Below are 16246 nucleotides of genomic sequence, written 5' to 3'. Positions count from 1 at the left end.
GACAGAAACCCCGCTTCGGCGGGGTTTTTCTTTGCTAATTTTCACCTAGAGCGTGTCACCACCCCATCACATTTACCGACGACGGCACTGTGGCGAGTGCGGAAGATCTGCTCCTCGCCAAGCATTCTGCATTTCCTATCCCAAGCGACCGAAAGCGATGCAGATGGTGCCCTTGCCGCTCTGCAAAGATAGACATAAGGCGACGTATGCGTGCTAGGTGGAGAGTATGGAGCGAATTTACGGACGTGACCACGTGCTGCGTCAAAAGCTCCGCTACAAGCGTCTTCGTTAATCTGTTGACGGGCTACGGTTTGGAACCTTGAGTAGGTGTAAGTGCCATCGCGGGCACTGTTACCACTGTCGGTAAACTCGCTCCTGAAAAGATTTGATTCCTCGCTTGCGAAACCTGAGATTTTAGCAATTCAGAACCGGCACCAAGTGGAAGGGTCAACGCGATTTGATCCGCACGTTCGAGGTGTTGACGGGCTATATCAAAGGAGTTTGTGCTCGCTTCTGACATGGCCCAATTGATCTCAGTCAGCGCATTAGTCGATGCTTCGGTGAAGTTATCGAAGCCTTTGTACTTGGCGAAAATGTCGAGAGCTTTTTGATACGTGGCCCTTCCGTCGCCGACTCTTCCAGTCAGGAACATCAAATTAGCCAGATTTCGCAACGAACCGACTTCGTCATCCAAGCCGTTTGCGGCTTCCAACGCCTTCGCAAGCAATTTCATCGCAAGGTCGTAATAACGAGAATTTGTTAAAGCTGTTGCTACCGCAAAATAGTCGGTAGGCGAAATGCGATATGCGGGCAATCTGCTTATTGTATCTTCAGCCTGCTTTGATAGCAGATTGTTTTCCTGAGCAATGAAGCCAGACACTAGTCCAAAAGCCAGTGGATCGTCCTTGTATTTCTTAAAGGCCTCCAGATTTTCCTTAGGTAATGCCACAAGGCGCTGGAGCATTCCTCTTAACTCTGTCCTTAGATTCTGAATATCTTGCTCTGTTGTGTGTTTGTATGAAACATAAGTTGTTCCGAATGAAAACAATAATGCCGCAATCGAAATAAAGGTCGGTACGTGTTTATACCAAGTTTGTTCGTTTTTCTGCAGAGATTGATCTAGATTATCTAGTCGTTTCGATAGATCATCAACTTTTGATGAAAGTATCTCTAAATTTTCCGTTTCCATCGTTGCGCCCTCTCACATCGTGCAAAGACGTTATCTTTCGTCCTCTGCAACTTTAACGATGTCAGATATGCGATATCCCGTCTGCTACCCAATTGGGGTGAGTCCGCACCTCACTAGGCTCACCTCTGTGATTTGAACGCGGAACGATCTGTTGAAGCAACGTGCACCGATTCGCAGATGTTGGAGGCATCAAGACCTCCAAGCGGCTTGCAAGTCTGTACCCGTCTAACGCGCGACAGATTTGCTGCGCGTCTCCCCTCACAACCGCGCCACCCGCCGCAAATGCTCCGCGGTCGTCGTCGCAAACCCAAAAAACTCCAGATAGGCCGGTATCTGCTCAAACAGCATATCCGTCCCCACCTGATACCGGCATCCTCGCTCCCGCGCCGCCGCCAGAAACGGCGTAATCTCCTCCTTCATCACCACTTCACCCACGAAAGTCCCGGCCGAGAGCCTGCTCACATCCAGCGGCAGCGGATCATCCTTGCGCATGCCGAGCGGTGTGGCGTTGATGACGATGTCGAATCCTTGGGGGTCGCTGGAGCCTGTCGTGACCCTTGTTGCGGGATACCAGGTGTTGAGGCGGGTCTTCAAGCCTTCCAGCGCCGCCTTGTTGTCGTCGTGGAGGGCGAGGTGGCCGATTTGGGCGGAGGCGAGGGAGGCGGCGATGGCCGAGCCGACGCCGCCGGCGCCGATGAGGAGGGCTTTGGCGCCTGATATCGTCTGGCCCTTGCGCTTGAGGCCCCGCACGAAACCTTCGCCGTCGAACATGTCGCCGATCAGTTTTCCGTCGGGGCCGAGCTTGATGGCGTTGCAGGAGCCGGCGACGCGGGCGTTGGTGGAGATTTCGTCGAGCAGATCCATGGTCGGGATCTTGTGCGGCATGGTGATGAGGGCGCCGTGGATGTTGGAGAGGCGGAAGACGAGTTTCAGGAAGGCGGGGTAGTCTTCCGGCCGGCAGCCCATGGGCACGACGACGGCGTCGATGCCCTGTTCCTCGAAATAGGGATTGTAGATCAGCGGCGCCTTGAAGCTTTCCGTCGGATAGCCGAGATGGGCGATCAGCCGTGTGGTGCCGCTAATCATGGGATTTGCCTTTTAGGAATATAGTCCTTCCGGTGTTGGCGGAGGCCTTGATCGCCTCGATGACCTCGAGCGTGGCGAGGCCTTCCCGGCCGCTGACGAGGGGGGTGGCCGTACCTTCGATGACATCGCAGAAATGCCGGAGCTGCAGGGTGAGCGGGTCGGCCGGGGTGACGGGCAGGCGCTCTTGCGTCAGCTTCTCGCGCCAGTCGGGGCGGCCTTCATTGCTCCAGAGGGTGAGATCGGGGATCGTGAGCGCGCCCTCAGTGCCGCCGATCTGGTAGCAGGACTGGTTTTCCCTGGGGAAGCCGGGGTTTTCGCCCGAGCTCCGCTCCCAGCTCCAGGGCGAGGGCACGGCGTCGGTGGCGCTCAGTGTGGCGAGCGCGCCGTTTGTAAAACGCAGGAGCACGGTTGCGGTATCCTCGACCGCATGGCCGCGCGCGGCATTGCTTTCCATCGCATGCACGCTTTCGACTTCGCCGATGAGATGGCGGAAGAGATCGACATCGTGGATGAGGTTGATGAAGATCGGGCCGGCGCCGGGTTCGCGGCGCCATTTGACCTCGAAATAGTCATCGGGCTTGGCGACCCAGAAGCTGCCGTTGATGGAGCGGATGCGGCCGAGCCGGCCGCTTTCCATCAGGCGCTTGGCTTCCCGGATGATCGGGTTGTGGCGGCGGTGGTGGCCGACGAGGATTGGCACGCCGGCTTCTTCCGCGCGGCCGACAAGGCCGGCTGCAGCCGCCGCATCGTCGGCAACAGGCTTTTCGATGAGGACGGGGATGCCGGCTGCCACCACATCGTCGGCATTTGCCACATGCAGCTGGTTGGGGGTTGCGACAATGACGCCATCGGGGCGGTTTTCAGCGAGCGCCTCGGCAAGGCTTGCAAACCAGGGCAGGCCGTTTGCGCGGGCTTCGTCACGCGCGGCGGGCGAGGGGTCGATGATGGCGGCAAGGGTGGTGCGCGGCTCGGCCAGCACGCCTTCGATATGGCGCTTGCCGATCAGCCCGGCGCCCATGACGGCGATAGCAAGGGGGCGTTTTGACATGGAGCTTCTCCCGGTCTTCGCGCAGAGCTAGTTGCGCAGGATTTCGCCGAGGAATTTGCGGGTGCGCTCGTGGCGCGGATTGGTGAAGAATTCGGCCGGAGGCGCCTCTTCCACGATCGCGCCGCTTGCCATGAAGATCACCCGGTTGGCGACCTGGCGGGCAAAGCCCATTTCATGGGTCACGCAGATCATCGTCATGCCTTCCTCGGCAAGGCTGATCATCGTATCCAGCACTTCCTTGACCATCTCGGGGTCGAGTGCTGAGGTCGGCTCGTCGAAGAGCATCACCTTGGGGCGCATGCAGAGCGCGCGCGCGATCGCCACGCGCTGCTGCTGGCCGCCCGACAGCTGCACCGGATATTTCTCCGCCTGTTCGGAGATTTTGACGCGGGCAAGCAGGGTCCGCGCCCGCTCTTCGGCTTCGGCCCTGGCGACGCCGAGTGCGCGCATCGGCGCCAGCATGCAGTTCTGCAGCACGGTCAGGTGCGGGAAGAGGTTGAACTGCTGGAAGACCATGCCGACCTCGCGCCTGATCGCGTCGATCGCCTTGGCCTGGTTGCCGAGCAGGATGCCGCCGACGCGGATCTCGCCCTTCTCGTAGGTCTCGAGATGGTTGATGCAGCGGATCAGCGTCGATTTTCCGCTTCCCGAGGGGCCGCAGAGCACGATGCGCTCGCCCTTGTGCACATCGATATTGATATCGTGCAGGGCCTGGAAGGCGCCGTACCATTTCTCCACATGGCTCATGGTGATCATGGTTTCGCCAATCGTGACCTGATTGGGAGATGGAGCGGGAGCTGATGTCATGGTCTCTGGTCCAATTCGTGAGGGCGCAGCATCAGCGCGCGTGGGCCGCGTTGAAGCGCCGCTCCAGGCGGGCGCCGAGGATGGTCAGCGGGCAGCACATCAGGAAATAGAGGATGCCGACGATGCCGAAGACGGTGAGCGGCTCGAAGATCTGGTTGGAGATGATGTTGCCGGCCCGCGTCAGCTCCGTGAAGCCGACGATCGAGGCAAGCGACGTGCCCTTGATGAGCTGCACCAGGAAGCCGATCGTGGCCGGAAGCGAAATGCGCAGCGCCTGCGGCAGGATGATATCCTTCATGCGCGAGACATATTTGAGGCTCAGCGCCTTGGCCGCCTCCGTCTGGCCGCGCGGCACGGCCTCGATCGCGCCGCGCCAGATCTCGCCGAGATAGGCGCTGGCATGGAGCGTGAGGCCGATCGCCACCGCCTCCCAGGCATCGAGCTTGAAGCCGATGAGGGCGAGCCCGTAATAGGTGACGAAGAGCTGCATCAACAGCGGCGTGCCCTGGAAGACGGCGATATAGGCCGAAGTCAGCCGCTCGAGCCACGGCATGCCCGAGGTGCGGGCGAGCGCCACGGCAAGGCCGGCGAGGCAGCCGCAGACGAAGCCGACGGCGGAGAGAAGAACGGTCCATTTCAGGCCGATCAGAAGGAAGATGAATTCTTCGCTGCCCATGGTGCCCTCACTTGACCGGATAGGTGAAATAACGGGCCGAGAAGAGCGCGAAGAGGCGCATCATCAGCCAGGAAATCACGAGGTAGAACACGGTGATGGTGAAATAGACCTCGAAGCTGCGGAAACTGTCGGATTCGATGCGCTGCGCCACCGAGGTCAGCTCGTAGGCGGAGATCGCCGAGCAGATGCTGGTGGACAGGGTGAGCAGCACGAACTGGCTGGTCAGCGACGGGTAGATCGCCCTCAGCGCCGGCTTCAGGATGATCAGCCGGAACACCTGCACCTTGTGCAGGCCGAGCGCCAGGCCCGCCTCCATCTGCCCCTTGGGAATGGATTGCACGCCGCCCCTGATGATCTCGATCGCATAGGCGCCGCCATTGATGCCGAGCGCGATGATTGCCGTCGGCGTCGGGGCGAGCCTGATGCCGATCAGCGGCAGGGCGAAGAAGAGAAAGAAGATCTGCACCAGGAAGGGCGTGTTGCGGATGAGCTCGACAAAGCCGATCACCAGCCAGCGCAGCGCCTTGATGTGCGAATCCCGCAGCGCCACGCCGCCGATGCCGATGATGACGGCAAGCACCATGCCGCAGAGCGCCAGCAGGAACGTGCCGAGACAGCCGAGAAGCAGGCTCGGCAGGCCATCGATGACGGGCGTGAAATCCAGTTGATAGTTCATGCTGCTTTCGCCGCTCCCACCATTCCGGCCATCGCCTCGATGGCGAGCTCATAGCCGCGGGCGCCGAAGCCGATCATGATGGCGGTGGCGACACGCGAGATCAGGGATTTATGGTAGATCTCCTCGCGGGCATGGACATTGGAAATATGCAGCTCGATCTTCGGCGCATCGAAGGTTTTGAGCGCATCGAGAAGTGCCACCGAGGTGAAGGTATAGGCGGCGGGATTGATGATGATGCCGCAGGCCTCCTTGCGGGCCTGATGCACGCTTTCCACCAGCTCACCCTCGAAATTGGTCTGGCGGAAATCGATCTCGAAACCGAGGCTTTTCGCCTTCGCCAGGCATTTCTCCCTGATATCGGCAAGGGTGGTGGAGCCGTAGATGGCTGGCTCGCGCTCGCCGAGCAGGTTGAGGTTCGGTCCGTTGAGGACGAAGATGGTTCTGGTCATGTCGCGCACCTCGAACGGGGCAAAGCTGGTTGCTTGGTCTTGGGCATAGGGGTGGCGTGGACGGGCATCGAAATGCCCGCCCTGGTGTTCGGATTGCAGGAAGCTGTGGCTCAGCCGGCCGTGAACGAAATGCCTTCGAGGCTCTTCGGGAATTCCGGAACCGGCACCTTCATCCACTTGTCGTAGATCACCTTCAGCTCGCCATTGGCCTTGATCTTGTCGATGAAGGCATTGATCGAGGCGTTGAGTTCCTTTTCGCCCAGACGGGTGCAGGCGCCGTTATAGAGCTTCTGGAATTCCAGCTTGTTTTCGAATTCGCCGGGGCGGGCCTTTTCCACGCGGTCCATGTAGAAGATGTTGCCGCCGAGCGCATCGACCTGGCCGGAAACAAGCGCCTGGACGCTCGCCGCATCGCCGTCGAAGCGGCGGATGGTGGCGGTCGGCGGCGCATTCTTGGTGACCTGCGTGTCCTGTGCGGCACCCTTGGCGACGGAAATGGTCAGGTTCGCCATATCGTCATTGGTCTTGATCGACTTGTTCTTGGGGCCGATGAGGACGATGGCATTGGCATTGTAAGGCTGGCTGAACTGCACCGCCTTGGCGCGATCCGGCAGCATGGCCATGGTGGCGAAGAGCACGTCGACGCGGCCCGATGTCAGCGCCGGAATGCGGTTGTTGACTTCGAGCGGCACGAACTCGACTTCGACGCCGAGTTCCTTGGCATAGGCTGCAGCCATATCGGCATCAAAGCCATCCTGCTTGCCGGCGCTGGTGACGAAACCCCATGGCGGGTTGTCGCCCTGGATGCCGACGATCAGCTTGCCGCGGGCCTTGATTTCATCGGGGGTGACGGCAGCGGCCGGGTTTGCAAGACCTATGGCGGCCACGAGAGCGGCGGCACCCAGCATGGCGCCACGCCGCGTCAACAACGACTTCAGCATTGGAATCCTCCTCCTTTTTGGCGGCCGCCAGACGATGTCATGGGCGGCCTCACAGTCATCCTCTCCCGACTGTTCGCATCATGTTTGCCAGAGGCGCGCTCATAAATCAACATAGTTTTTGAAAATCATATGAGACTTTTGATTTGATCAATTGAATTGAAATCCTCACGACATTCGCCATAATGCCCTCAGGAGGGTCGATGGCTTTGTCCATCGTGGCCCGAACGAGGAGGATGCTTGGTATGAAGACCTCGATTGCGACGGTGACGCTGTCAGGCGAATTGCCGGAAAAACTCGAAGCGATCGCGCGCGCCGGCTTCGACGGCGTGGAGATTTTCGAAAACGACTTCCTGGCCTTCGACGGCAGCCCTGCCGATGTCGGCCGCATGGCGCGCGATCTCGGCCTCACGATCACGCTTTTCCAGCCCTTCCGCGATTTCGAGGGCATGCCGGAGAGTTTGCGCAGCCGCACCTTCGACCGGGCCGAGCGCAAGTTCGACATCATGCAGGAGCTCGGCACGGACATGGTGCTCGTCTGCTCCAATGTCTCGCAGGCGGCGCTTGGCGGCATCGACCGGGCGGCGGCCGATTTTCGAGAACTCGGGGAGCGGGCGGCAAAGCGCGGGCTGAAAGTGGGATACGAGGCGCTTGCCTGGGGCCGCTTCGTCAACGACCATCGCGATGCCTGGGAGATCGTGCGCCGCGCCGATCATGAGAATGTCGGGCTGATCCTCGACAGTTTCCACTCGCTGTCGCGCAAGATCGACATCAATTCCATCCGCTCGATCCCGAAAGAGAAGATCTTCATCGTCCAGCTTGCCGATGCGCCGCTGATCGACATGGACCTGCTCTACTGGTCGCGGCACTTCCGCAACATGCCGGGCGAGGGCGATCTTCCCGTCACCGAGTTTACCGAGGCCGTGGCCTCGACAGGCTATGACGGTTTCTTCTCGCTGGAGATCTTCAACGACCAGTTCCGCGGCGGCTCGACACGGGCGATCGCCGCCGATGGCCACCGCTCGCTGATCTATCTGGCCGATCAGATCCGCCGCAAGGTAGAGACATCAGTCGGCATCGACATGCCCGCGCGCGCCACCGTCAAGGGCGTCGGCTTCATCGAATTCGCCACCGATGACGAGGAGGCGGTGGAGCTTGTCGGCATTCTCGAAGCGCTCGGCTTCCGCAAGGCGGCGGTGCATCGCTCCAAGAAGGTGACGCTCTTCCAGCAGGGCAATATCCGCATCCTCATCAATGTCGATCCCGAGGGTTTTGCCAATGCCGCCTATGCCGTGCACGGCACATTCGCCTATGCGGTGGCGCTCGTCGTCGAGGATGCGGCGCAAGCCTATGCGCGGGCGCTGGCGCTCGATGCCGAGCCTTTCACCCAGGCCGTCGTGGAAGGCGAATTGCAGCTTCCTGCGATCCGCGGTGTCGGCGGCGGGCTGATCTATCTCATCGACGAGAAAAGCCCGCTCGGACGCTTCTCGGAGATCGATTTCGAGCCGGTGGCGGGTGAGGGCGGGCAGGACGATGCCGGCCTCAGGCAGGTCGATCATATCGCTCAGACCGTCTCCTATGACGAGATGCTGACCTGGCTGCTCTTCTACACGTCGATCTTCGAAACCCGCAAAACTCCTGTCGTCGACATCATCGACCCATCAGGGGTGGTGCGCAGCCAGGTGATCGAGAATGAGGCGGGCACGCTTCGCATCACCATGAACGGCGCCGAAAACCGCCGCACGCTCGCCGGCCATTTCATCGCCGAGAAATTCGGCTCCGGCATCCAGCATCTGGCCTTTTCCACGGACGATATCTTCGCCACTGCCGAGCGCCTGCGCGCGAAAGGCTTCAAGCCGCTGCCGATCTCGCCCAATTATTACGACGATGTGGAAGCCCGCTTCGGGCTCGAGCCGGAGCTGACCGAGCGGCTGAAGGCGGAGAACATTCTCTATGACCGGGATGGGGAGGGCGAGTATTTCCAGCTCTATAGCGGGACTTACGGGGAGGGATTCTTCTTCGAGGTGGTGGAGCGGCGGAGCTATCGCGGCTATGGGGCGCCGAACGCGATTTTCAGGATTGCAGCGCTGAAGAAGCAGATGCGGCCGGAGGGGGTTCCGAGGGATGCGGGGTGAGGGTGCGTCGCGGTAAGTAATGAGGTGAGGTCGTCGCAGATTGGCACCGCCTTTTGTGGAGCGATTTCTTTATTCTGGCCATTTGCGTCAATGGCCCCCTCATCCGCCCTTCGGGCACCTTCTCCCCGATGGGGCGAAGGGGGAAGCCGTGACGTCGCGGGTTCTTCGAGGCATCGCATGGCACGTTCCCTCGCCCCAGCGGGGAGAGGGTTAGGGTGAGGGGGCTCCGGCCGCTGAGCTGGCCGCCATTAGCACCGACAATCCCGCAACCGCGAGCCGCTCACCCAATCCGCCCACTCTTCAGCACATGCGCCACACCACTCTGCACATGCCGCCGAATAACCGCCCTGGCACCCTCGACATCCCGCTTCAGCGCCAGCTCGAACAGCAGCTTGTGATCATCCACCACGGCCTGTCCGCGAAAACTCTGCGCCAGCATGTGATATCTCAGAAACCTGTCGAAGACCGAAGACAGCGTCGCCATCAGCGTCGCCGAATTGCAGGCGGAAACGATCGCCTGATGAAACTCCCAGTCATAACGCACCCAGTCGACGGTCCTCGAGGCATCCCCCGCCAGCAGCTTCCGCTCGGCGGCCGCAAGCTTGTGATGGGCGGCGACGATGCGGCCTTCCCATTCGAGGTTGCCGGCGGCAAAGGAAAGGCCGATCGCGTGGGTTTCGAGCACTGTCCTGAGATCGGCAAGCTCCTCCAGCTCCTTGATCGAGGCCGGGCTCACCTCGAATCCGCGCTGACCCTCGGCAAGCACGAGGTTTTCCATCGCAAGGCGGCTCAGGATTTCGCGCAGCGACGAGACGCTGATCGAATAATGTTCGCGCGCCTGCTCGAGCTTGATCCTGGTGCCCGGCGCCAGCGCGCCGGAGATGATATCCTGCCGGACCTGCCGGAAGACGACATCGCTGATCGTCTCGGAGGCTTCGCTTGCCATTTTCGGCACGGGTTTTTCGCTGCGCATCAGGCCGTCATCCCCTGGCCTGCGCGGGCAGGGCCGACAGCAGCCCCCGGCCGAGCGCATGTTCGACGCCGGCCTGGATATGGCGCTGCAGGATCTCCTTGGCGGTCTTGCTGTCGCGCTTGAGGGCCGTCTCCAGCAGCTGCCGGTGCTCCTCTTCCGCCACGTTGCCGCGATAGGAAAGCGCCACCATCTGATAGCGCAGGTATTTGTCGAAGACGGCCGAATGCGTTTCCATCAGCAGGCGCGAGCCGCAGGCGGCAATCAGCGCCTGGTGAAACTCCCAGTCATAGCGCTTCCAGTCCTCGGCCTGGCTGGTATCGCCCGTCGCCATGACCTTTTCCATGCACGCCAGCTTGTAATGGGCTGACACCAGCTGCGCCTCCCATTCCACATCCCCCTGTTCGAAGGATTGTTCCAGCGCATGTTCCTCGAGCAGCAGCCGGAGTGCGGCGATCTCCCTGAGATCGGCGACGGAAACGCCCGCCACCTCGAAGCCGCGCTGCCCTTCGGCAACAACGAGCCCTTCCGAGGTCAGCCGGTTCAGGATTTCGCGCAGCGTGCTGACGCTGGTGCCATAGGCGCTCTTGAGATTTTCAAGCTTCAGCTTCTGTCCCGGCGCAAGCCGGCCGAAGATGATGTCGGCGCGAATCTGCCGGTAGCCACTCTCGGCGACGGTTTCCTCGATATCTTCCTGCCGCATGCTTGTCTCCGAGATTTTGCATTTCCTCCTATATAGCGGGAGAACTAGGGTGGGCACAACGGAAAACGGATTTTGGCGCAAGCAGCGGGTGAGGCGAAATGCTGCAGGGCGGCAACTGCCTGCGGACCGGCCTTTTAGAGCGGGCTTCACGTTAGGCAAGGTTTGTGAGGTAATGTGTCCTGAAACATTACAAAGGCTTGACTATTATCTTAACCATGGTTCCATTGTGCGACGCAGCATATGGAGCAACGATGGAACTTTCGTCAAAACTCGTGAAATCCGTTGCCTACGACCCGTCGACAGGGGTCCTCGACATCGAGATTCGCCTCAAGGGCCACCGCCGCTATTTCAACGTGCCGCCGGTCGTCTATGAAAACCTGATCACGGCCACGTCGCCCGGCTGGTATTACACGCGCCATATCCGCGATGCCTATGCGCGCTCGGCCGAAGGTGCCGACGGACGCGCAAAACAGATGTTTCGCATGGTCACCGGCAAGCGCGGTCAACTGTCGTGAGCGCGCCCGCAACACATTGACAGGATAGAAGGCCGGATCGTCTGGTCCGGCCCGAAGGCCCCTGGTGTCAGGGGCTTGCGCGGTGCGGCGAATCCGGCGAGCATCCCGTTATGCCGACCCTCAAACAACTCTCCATCGCCCTTGGCCTCCTGACCAGCGACCACGCCCCCATTCCCGATGAGGACGGATGGAAGAACTATGTCTGGCGCGTCCAGGCAGCACAGGAATGCCTTTCCTCCGAGGATGGATATTGCAAGCTCGTCGAGGACAAGTGGGATTGGAAGCGGCCGCAATATTACAGCTTCTCTTTCCGCGCCGACCCGAAGACGAATTCCGTCATGTCGCGAATCACGCTGAAGAACGAAGATCCTGACGATGACGACCAGGTCTGCGTCGTCGCGACCTTCCTCAATGCGGCCGGCGAGGAGATCGGCATCTTCTTCGCCAACTGGCGGGCGCTGCCCGGCCGCTCCTATACGCGCGAGGCGCCGATCTGGCTGACCACCGATGTCCGCGACATCGCCACCGTCGCCGTCGGCACAAAGCAATGCGACGTGAAGGCGATGGCGGATGCCGCGAATTTCTACAGGATCCGGCTCGAACTGAAGCAGCGCTGACGGGCATTTCCGCAGGGCTTGCGATGGCACCGGGCCGATATGCCGAACGGGGGATGGCGTGACCTATCATTTCAGACTTTGTGTTCTTACCGCGCTTCTTGCGATCGCTTCCGCGGGCCTTGTTTCTCCGGGCTCCGCTGCAGCCGAGGACGTGCCGGCCTTCTGGAAGAAATCCATGACGAACGATCCGGCGACGAACCACTATGTCGCCGAGGCGATGAAGCCGCTCGACAATCCGGATGCCCAGACATTGAGGGTGGTGAAGCTCGCCAATTCGCTCGCCACGCTCTGCAGCGGCGCATCGCTCAACAAGAAGGCGCTCTACGCCTATATGACCGAGACACGCTTTGCCGAGATCAAGGGCACGGCCTATAACGAGGCGGCCTTCCTCGCCGACAGTACTTTCCGCTATTTCGATTACCGTGCGCTTGCCCATCTCTGCGCGGGAAGCGCCTATCTCTTCGGCCCGAAGGGGCACCTGGCACCAGGGCTGCTCAAGCCCGGCAAGGGCAAGCCGAAGGCGAGCTACGATCCCGACAATCCCTTCGTAACGCTGCCGCCGCTGGTGCGCAGATCCTGAGAGCCGGCACAAGGCGAGGCCGCGCTGGCAGTGGCGGGCGAGGGGTGGCTACAGTTCTATTGAAAGTCACCGTCCGACGGCGGCGGAAGCACATAGCCGGGATTGCCGATCCTGCCGCCCTTTCGGACGCCGATCGTTCCTGTCGGGCGCGGGTCAGCCTGCTCGCCACGGAATGACGAGACGATCACGACAATCCCGAGCGCAAGCGCAATGAGCGGCGGCGCAATGAAGATGATCAAGAGATAGTGCACTGGCTTCATCGAGTATCGTAGCAGGTGAGGTCTTCACCTGGGCACCGCTTTCCTCTGTCGGTTGCGGTGCGCAAACTCCAGTGGGCTTTCCTGCTGCCCACTCTCGCTTGCCCGCTGCCGATGCTGCAAATCCAGCAGGAGACGAACCCGGATCGTTCCGCCCATCTCCTACCCCGGCTCTCCGTCGAAAGATATAACAACCGTCACATCCCGGCTATAAACGGGGTGTTGGCCTAGCATTGCAGCTAAAGAGGCGGTGGCAAGTAACTATTATGGGCAATTTGTCAAGCTCAGCATCATCAGTAACTATGGGGATCACCTGGCTATCGCATGGCGCAGGTGAGCAATAATCCTTCGCATCGGGAGCAATTCTATTTGGACGCCACAATGACCTGGACTTCCTTTGAATGTCACAAGGTACGGAAGGTGAAGTACAATGAGAGCGACCGGAGCCTCGAGATCCTGTACGCCGATGGCGGCAGCGGCCAGGCAAGCGGTATCACGAAATCCCGCTACGTACAGCTGATGGCCGCTCGACCCGAAGACCGGGACATTTTCTTCCAGAATATCATCGAGCCATATGTCGTCGCCCGCAGGAAGCCTCCGCTCGCTCCAGCCACGATCCTGAAGTTCGCCGCCGCCGCACTGCTGCTGGCCGTGTTCCTGTGGTTTCTTTTCTGAAGCATGTCGCGCAGAAGCGTGTGTAACAAGGACCCAAAGCGCGGCAAGCGGATCACGGAGATCGCGACCGCGCTTTAATTTATCGGCCACATCATAATCGCGGCAAGATCCGCACGTTAAAGTGCGGCGCGCAGACGTGTGCCGCCAGTTTACGGTCACGGCGTGCGGAAAGCAGAAACCTGAAGCGTGGCGGCCCAGTGACTGAGCGCGACACGCTTCGGCAGCGAGGCCCGAAATGACGGATTTCTTGACGCGGTGGCTCCCTTGGGCGATCGCCGGACTAATGCTCTGCGCAGCATCCCAGGCGATTGCCGCTCCTGCCTGCGATCCCGTTCAGGCTCTCGTCGCGCAAACCCCTGTCATCGAACAGTCTCCCGCCCGGGTCATGAAGGCACGCCAGCAGCAGAAAATCTCCGGCGCGCTCGACGTGGCGCTCTTCGGGGATTCGCTGGCGGAGAACTGGGGTCCCAATCTCAAACGGGATTTCGGGGCCGCAAGCGTCGGAAACTTCGGTATCTTCGGCGACCACATCCAGGAGCTCCTCTGGCGCCTGAAGGAAATGCCGCCGGCCATCCAGCCCAAGAATATCGTGCTCATCATCGGAACCAACAACCTGTGGGATGGCTCCTTTGCCCCCTGCGGAGTTTCTCAGGGTGTCGTGGCGGTTGTCGATGCGCTGAGAAGCCGCTGGAGCGACAGCCCGATCTATGTCGTGCCCATCCTTCCGCGCGGATCGGGCTTCACCTTCCGCGCCAAGGATCGTCTGGAGGTGAATGCGGATATCGAACGGGACCTTGCTGGAAAGACCGGCGTGACGCTCGTCAAGATCGACGAGGATGAGCTGACATGCGGCTTCGCCAAGCAGGGCTGCGCGAATTATGCCGTTGATAAACTGCATCTTTCGCCGGATGGGTACACTGTCTTGAGGTCTTCGCTTGAGGAGGCTGGGCTGCGATAGGCAGGGCGGCAGGACCTGCCAAGGGCTTAAGCTGAAACTGCGGTGGTGATAAAAGGAATTTGCGTCTTCCAGACGCAACTTTGCTGTATTTCTGCGCTGCAGGAAGCTGGGCGCCCCTCAATTTTGATGGGCGAGGACGGCCTATAGTATCGATATATTTATATGATCTAAAATATTGCTGCGACGCAACAGTATTGGGTATTTGTTAACCAATACTTTGACTTCTGGTTGTGGTTGTGGAAGAAATCCCGCGTGCGCAGATTTTTTGTGGGGTTTTTATGGGAACGCTTGTCCTTACTTATAGCAATACCAATAACTCGTATCTCGGCCAGTTTATTGATGGCACGACGTTTACTGGCGGATCAACCGATCTAACATACATGTCGATCGGAGCTTTTGACACGTCTCTAGGCGTTGTTCTCGGCTCAGAATCCTCGTCATCTCCATATTTCTCCGGCGATAGCGCGATGTACAGCGCGTATGCTTACGACAACGTTTCTGACTCACCGCTAAATGCCAATGTGGCCGCTCAGACGCTCTTCGTGTACGGAGGTAATGGTGATGATCACGTTGAGGCAATCACTTCGGCGTTCGCCTCCATTGGAACGGGCGCAGGCAACGACTACATTTCCACCGTCGGCTCCTTTGGTTCCGTCTCCATAAATGGCGGCGCCGGCGCCGACATAATGATCGGAGGATCCGAGTACGACACCTATATGGTCGATGATGTTGGCGATCAGGTAATCGACCTCGGCGGCAACTTTGGTTCTCACGATAGCGTTAGCACAACACTCCTGACCTATACTCTCGGGGCGAACATTGAGGACCTCGACCTGTTGGTGGGGGACGCATCGGGTTATGGCAACGAACTCGACAACAACCTCACCGGAAGCGATGGCAATAACATCCTCAACGGCTTCGCAGGCTATAACGTGCTTGAGGGCAGAGGGGGTAACGACCGGTTTCTCGTCACAAGCGACCAATCGCGCAACGCAATCTTCGGTGGCACAGGCGACGATACGCTGGTCTACAAGCAGGGCTTGGGCGGCGGAGAGCTTCCCTGGGCAATCGACCACGGCCAGTCAGCCATTTTCGACGGTGAAGACGGCACCGACAACGCTGCGCTCGACTTCTCGCTTGCGCAGCGTGTTACGGCAACCGTCGATGGGGATAAGGTCGTCTACGATATCCTTGGCGCTGACGGCTACCATTCGACCGTCACGCTGACCTCGGTGGAGCGCGTGAACATCATCGGTTCGACCGCTGCCGACACGTTCTACGGCACGTCGGGCAATGACTGGATCGACGCCGGCGCCGGTGCCGACACGGTCCATGGGTCGGCTGGCGACGACGGCTATGTCTTTGACAATGCCGGCGACCGCGTCGTCGATGAAGCAGCAGGCGGCGGCACGGATACGATCTGGGCCTCGGTCAGCGTCGATCTCAACGACAACGCCTATGTCGAAAACCTCCGCCTTTCCGGCACCGCCATCAACGGCATCGGCAACGGCCTCGCCAACATGATCACCGGCAATGCCGGCAGCAATCTCATCGCCGGCGGCGCTGGCAATGACAGCCTCTATGGCAAGGGCGGCGCCGATACGTTCCATTTCAACGAAATGGGCGCAGCCAACAAGGATTCGATCTGGGACTTCGATGCCGACGACAAGATCTCGCTCGGCTCCGTCTTCACCGGCCTCGACAAGGACAATAACGGCGTTGTCGACGACGACGCCTTCCTCGTGCTCGTCAAGAACGGTCCGAAGGTCAGCGGCGATCATGCGGTGCTCACCTACAATGCCGCCACCGGCGTGCTCTCCTACGATCACGACGGCGCCGGCAAGGACGCCGCCCAAGACATCGCCTTCGTCGGCGTCAACAAGGCGTTTTTCGACCATAGCGACATCCTGATCAACAGCTCGCTGCTGGTCTGAGGAACGCAATTAGCGCACTGGAGACGGCCGGTT

General features: G+C 60.1%; 18 protein-coding genes. 7 read left to right on the top strand and 11 right to left on the bottom strand.

Annotated features, from left to right (window positions below):
- Positions 1 to 304: 304 nt before the first annotated feature.
- From LVY75_22835 to LVY75_22800, 8 genes are all read right to left on the bottom strand, one after another.
- Entirely contained in the window at positions 305 to 1189 is an 885-nt protein-coding gene (locus tag LVY75_22835) for a tetratricopeptide repeat protein (protein ID XAZ21657.1), read from the bottom strand.
- Positions 1190 to 1447: 258 nt separating this feature from the next.
- The gene (locus LVY75_22830; GenBank protein ID XAZ21656.1) at positions 1448 to 2275 is read right to left on the bottom strand and encodes a shikimate dehydrogenase; all 828 of its coding nucleotides are present in this window, start codon (positions 2273 to 2275) and stop codon (positions 1448 to 1450) included.
- A complete protein-coding gene (locus LVY75_22825; protein ID XAZ21655.1) occupies positions 2268 to 3323 on the bottom strand; it encodes a Gfo/Idh/MocA family oxidoreductase in 1056 nt (351 codons plus the stop codon). The genes LVY75_22830 and LVY75_22825 overlap by 8 nt, the downstream gene beginning before the upstream one ends.
- A 27-nt stretch (positions 3324 to 3350) precedes the next feature.
- On the bottom strand, positions 3351 to 4079 hold the full coding sequence (locus LVY75_22820) for an amino acid ABC transporter ATP-binding protein (protein ID XAZ25805.1): 729 nt from the start codon (positions 4077 to 4079) through the stop codon (positions 3351 to 3353).
- Between the two features lie 82 nt (positions 4080 to 4161).
- The gene (locus tag LVY75_22815; protein ID XAZ21654.1) at positions 4162 to 4806 is read right to left on the bottom strand and encodes an amino acid ABC transporter permease; all 645 of its coding nucleotides are present in this window, start codon (positions 4804 to 4806) and stop codon (positions 4162 to 4164) included.
- Positions 4807 to 4813: 7 nt separating this feature from the next.
- Complete coding sequence (locus LVY75_22810; GenBank protein XAZ21653.1) at positions 4814 to 5482, bottom strand: amino acid ABC transporter permease; 669 nt, start codon at positions 5480 to 5482, stop codon at positions 4814 to 4816.
- Positions 5479 to 5931, bottom strand: coding sequence for a type II 3-dehydroquinate dehydratase (gene aroQ / locus LVY75_22805; GenBank protein XAZ21652.1), 453 nt, complete (start codon positions 5929 to 5931; stop codon positions 5479 to 5481). The genes LVY75_22810 and aroQ overlap by 4 nt, the downstream gene beginning before the upstream one ends.
- A 110-nt stretch (positions 5932 to 6041) precedes the next feature.
- Entirely contained in the window at positions 6042 to 6872 is an 831-nt protein-coding gene (locus LVY75_22800; protein ID XAZ21651.1) for a transporter substrate-binding domain-containing protein, read from the bottom strand.
- A 242-nt stretch (positions 6873 to 7114) separates the two neighbouring features.
- Here LVY75_22800 and LVY75_22795 point away from each other — a divergent pair, with 242 nt between their 5' ends.
- On the top strand, positions 7115 to 9004 hold the full coding sequence (locus LVY75_22795; protein XAZ21650.1) for a sugar phosphate isomerase/epimerase and 4-hydroxyphenylpyruvate domain-containing protein: 1890 nt from the start codon (positions 7115 to 7117) through the stop codon (positions 9002 to 9004).
- A gap of 280 nt (positions 9005 to 9284) precedes the next feature.
- Here the strand turns inward: LVY75_22795 and LVY75_22790 are convergent, their stop codons facing one another.
- Positions 9285 to 9977, bottom strand: a complete 693-nt coding sequence (locus tag LVY75_22790) for a GntR family transcriptional regulator (GenBank protein ID XAZ21649.1) — start codon at positions 9975 to 9977, stop codon at positions 9285 to 9287.
- 7 nt (positions 9978 to 9984) lie between these two features.
- On the bottom strand, positions 9985 to 10677 hold the full coding sequence (locus LVY75_22785) for a GntR family transcriptional regulator (GenBank protein XAZ21648.1): 693 nt from the start codon (positions 10675 to 10677) through the stop codon (positions 9985 to 9987).
- 251 nt (positions 10678 to 10928) lie between these two features.
- Here LVY75_22785 and LVY75_22780 point away from each other — a divergent pair, with 251 nt between their 5' ends.
- The 3 genes from LVY75_22780 (at position 10929) to LVY75_22770 (ending at position 12389) form a co-directional block, all read left to right on the top strand.
- Entirely contained in the window at positions 10929 to 11192 is a 264-nt protein-coding gene (locus LVY75_22780) for a KTSC domain-containing protein (GenBank protein XAZ21647.1), read from the top strand.
- A 110-nt stretch (positions 11193 to 11302) separates the two neighbouring features.
- Entirely contained in the window at positions 11303 to 11809 is a 507-nt protein-coding gene (locus LVY75_22775; GenBank protein XAZ21646.1) for a hypothetical protein, read from the top strand.
- A 58-nt stretch (positions 11810 to 11867) separates the two neighbouring features.
- Positions 11868 to 12389 (top strand): hypothetical protein, encoded by a 522-nt coding sequence (locus LVY75_22770; protein XAZ21645.1) that lies wholly within the window; start codon positions 11868 to 11870, stop codon positions 12387 to 12389.
- A 56-nt stretch (positions 12390 to 12445) separates the two neighbouring features.
- Here the strand turns inward: LVY75_22770 and LVY75_22765 are convergent, their stop codons facing one another.
- Positions 12446 to 12649, bottom strand: coding sequence for a hypothetical protein (locus LVY75_22765; GenBank protein ID XAZ21644.1), 204 nt, complete (start codon positions 12647 to 12649; stop codon positions 12446 to 12448).
- Positions 12650 to 12970: 321 nt separating this feature from the next.
- Between LVY75_22765 and LVY75_22760 the strand changes: the two genes are divergently transcribed.
- The 3 genes from LVY75_22760 (at position 12971) to LVY75_22750 (ending at position 16213) form a co-directional block, all read left to right on the top strand.
- Positions 12971 to 13321 (top strand): hypothetical protein, encoded by a 351-nt coding sequence (locus LVY75_22760; protein ID XAZ21643.1) that lies wholly within the window; start codon positions 12971 to 12973, stop codon positions 13319 to 13321.
- 235 nt (positions 13322 to 13556) lie between these two features.
- Positions 13557 to 14279 (top strand): GDSL-type esterase/lipase family protein, encoded by a 723-nt coding sequence (locus LVY75_22755; protein ID XAZ21642.1) that lies wholly within the window; start codon positions 13557 to 13559, stop codon positions 14277 to 14279.
- 467 nt (positions 14280 to 14746) lie between these two features.
- The gene (locus LVY75_22750; protein ID XAZ21641.1) at positions 14747 to 16213 is read left to right on the top strand and encodes a calcium-binding protein; all 1467 of its coding nucleotides are present in this window, start codon (positions 14747 to 14749) and stop codon (positions 16211 to 16213) included.
- Positions 16214 to 16246 lie beyond the last annotated feature (33 nt).

It is taken from the genome of Sinorhizobium sp. B11 (genome assembly GCA_039725955.1).
In the GTDB taxonomy this organism is placed as follows: domain Bacteria; phylum Pseudomonadota; class Alphaproteobacteria; order Rhizobiales; family Rhizobiaceae; genus Rhizobium.
Note: the sequence above shows the minus strand (reverse complement) of the source record. Positions and strands in the feature narration are given on the sequence as shown.

Excerpts from the sequence above, each read along its gene's own strand:
- LVY75_22835 (XAZ21657.1), bottom strand. The coding sequence starts at position 1,189 with ATGGAAACGGAAAATTTAGAGATACTTTCATCAAAAGTTGATGATCTA.
- LVY75_22830 (XAZ21656.1), bottom strand. The coding sequence starts at position 2,275 with ATGATTAGCGGCACCACACGGCTGATCGCCCATCTCGGCTATCCGACG.
- LVY75_22825 (XAZ21655.1), bottom strand. The coding sequence starts at position 3,323 with ATGTCAAAACGCCCCCTTGCTATCGCCGTCATGGGCGCCGGGCTGATC.
- LVY75_22820 (XAZ25805.1), bottom strand. The coding sequence starts at position 4,079 with ATGATCACCATGAGCCATGTGGAGAAATGGTACGGCGCCTTCCAGGCC.
- LVY75_22815 (XAZ21654.1), bottom strand. The coding sequence starts at position 4,806 with ATGGGCAGCGAAGAATTCATCTTCCTTCTGATCGGCCTGAAATGGACC.
- LVY75_22810 (XAZ21653.1), bottom strand. The coding sequence starts at position 5,482 with ATGAACTATCAACTGGATTTCACGCCCGTCATCGATGGCCTGCCGAGC.
- aroQ (XAZ21652.1), bottom strand. The coding sequence starts at position 5,931 with ATGACCAGAACCATCTTCGTCCTCAACGGACCGAACCTCAACCTGCTC.
- LVY75_22800 (XAZ21651.1), bottom strand. The coding sequence starts at position 6,872 with ATGCTGAAGTCGTTGTTGACGCGGCGTGGCGCCATGCTGGGTGCCGCC.
- LVY75_22795 (XAZ21650.1), top strand. The coding sequence starts at position 7,115 with ATGAAGACCTCGATTGCGACGGTGACGCTGTCAGGCGAATTGCCGGAA.
- LVY75_22790 (XAZ21649.1), bottom strand. The coding sequence starts at position 9,977 with ATGCGCAGCGAAAAACCCGTGCCGAAAATGGCAAGCGAAGCCTCCGAG.
- LVY75_22785 (XAZ21648.1), bottom strand. The coding sequence starts at position 10,677 with ATGCGGCAGGAAGATATCGAGGAAACCGTCGCCGAGAGTGGCTACCGG.
- LVY75_22780 (XAZ21647.1), top strand. The coding sequence starts at position 10,929 with ATGGAACTTTCGTCAAAACTCGTGAAATCCGTTGCCTACGACCCGTCG.
- LVY75_22775 (XAZ21646.1), top strand. The coding sequence starts at position 11,303 with ATGCCGACCCTCAAACAACTCTCCATCGCCCTTGGCCTCCTGACCAGC.
- LVY75_22765 (XAZ21644.1), bottom strand. The coding sequence starts at position 12,649 with ATGAAGCCAGTGCACTATCTCTTGATCATCTTCATTGCGCCGCCGCTC.
- LVY75_22760 (XAZ21643.1), top strand. The coding sequence starts at position 12,971 with ATGGCGCAGGTGAGCAATAATCCTTCGCATCGGGAGCAATTCTATTTG.
- LVY75_22755 (XAZ21642.1), top strand. The coding sequence starts at position 13,557 with ATGACGGATTTCTTGACGCGGTGGCTCCCTTGGGCGATCGCCGGACTA.
- LVY75_22750 (XAZ21641.1), top strand. The coding sequence starts at position 14,747 with ATGTACAGCGCGTATGCTTACGACAACGTTTCTGACTCACCGCTAAAT.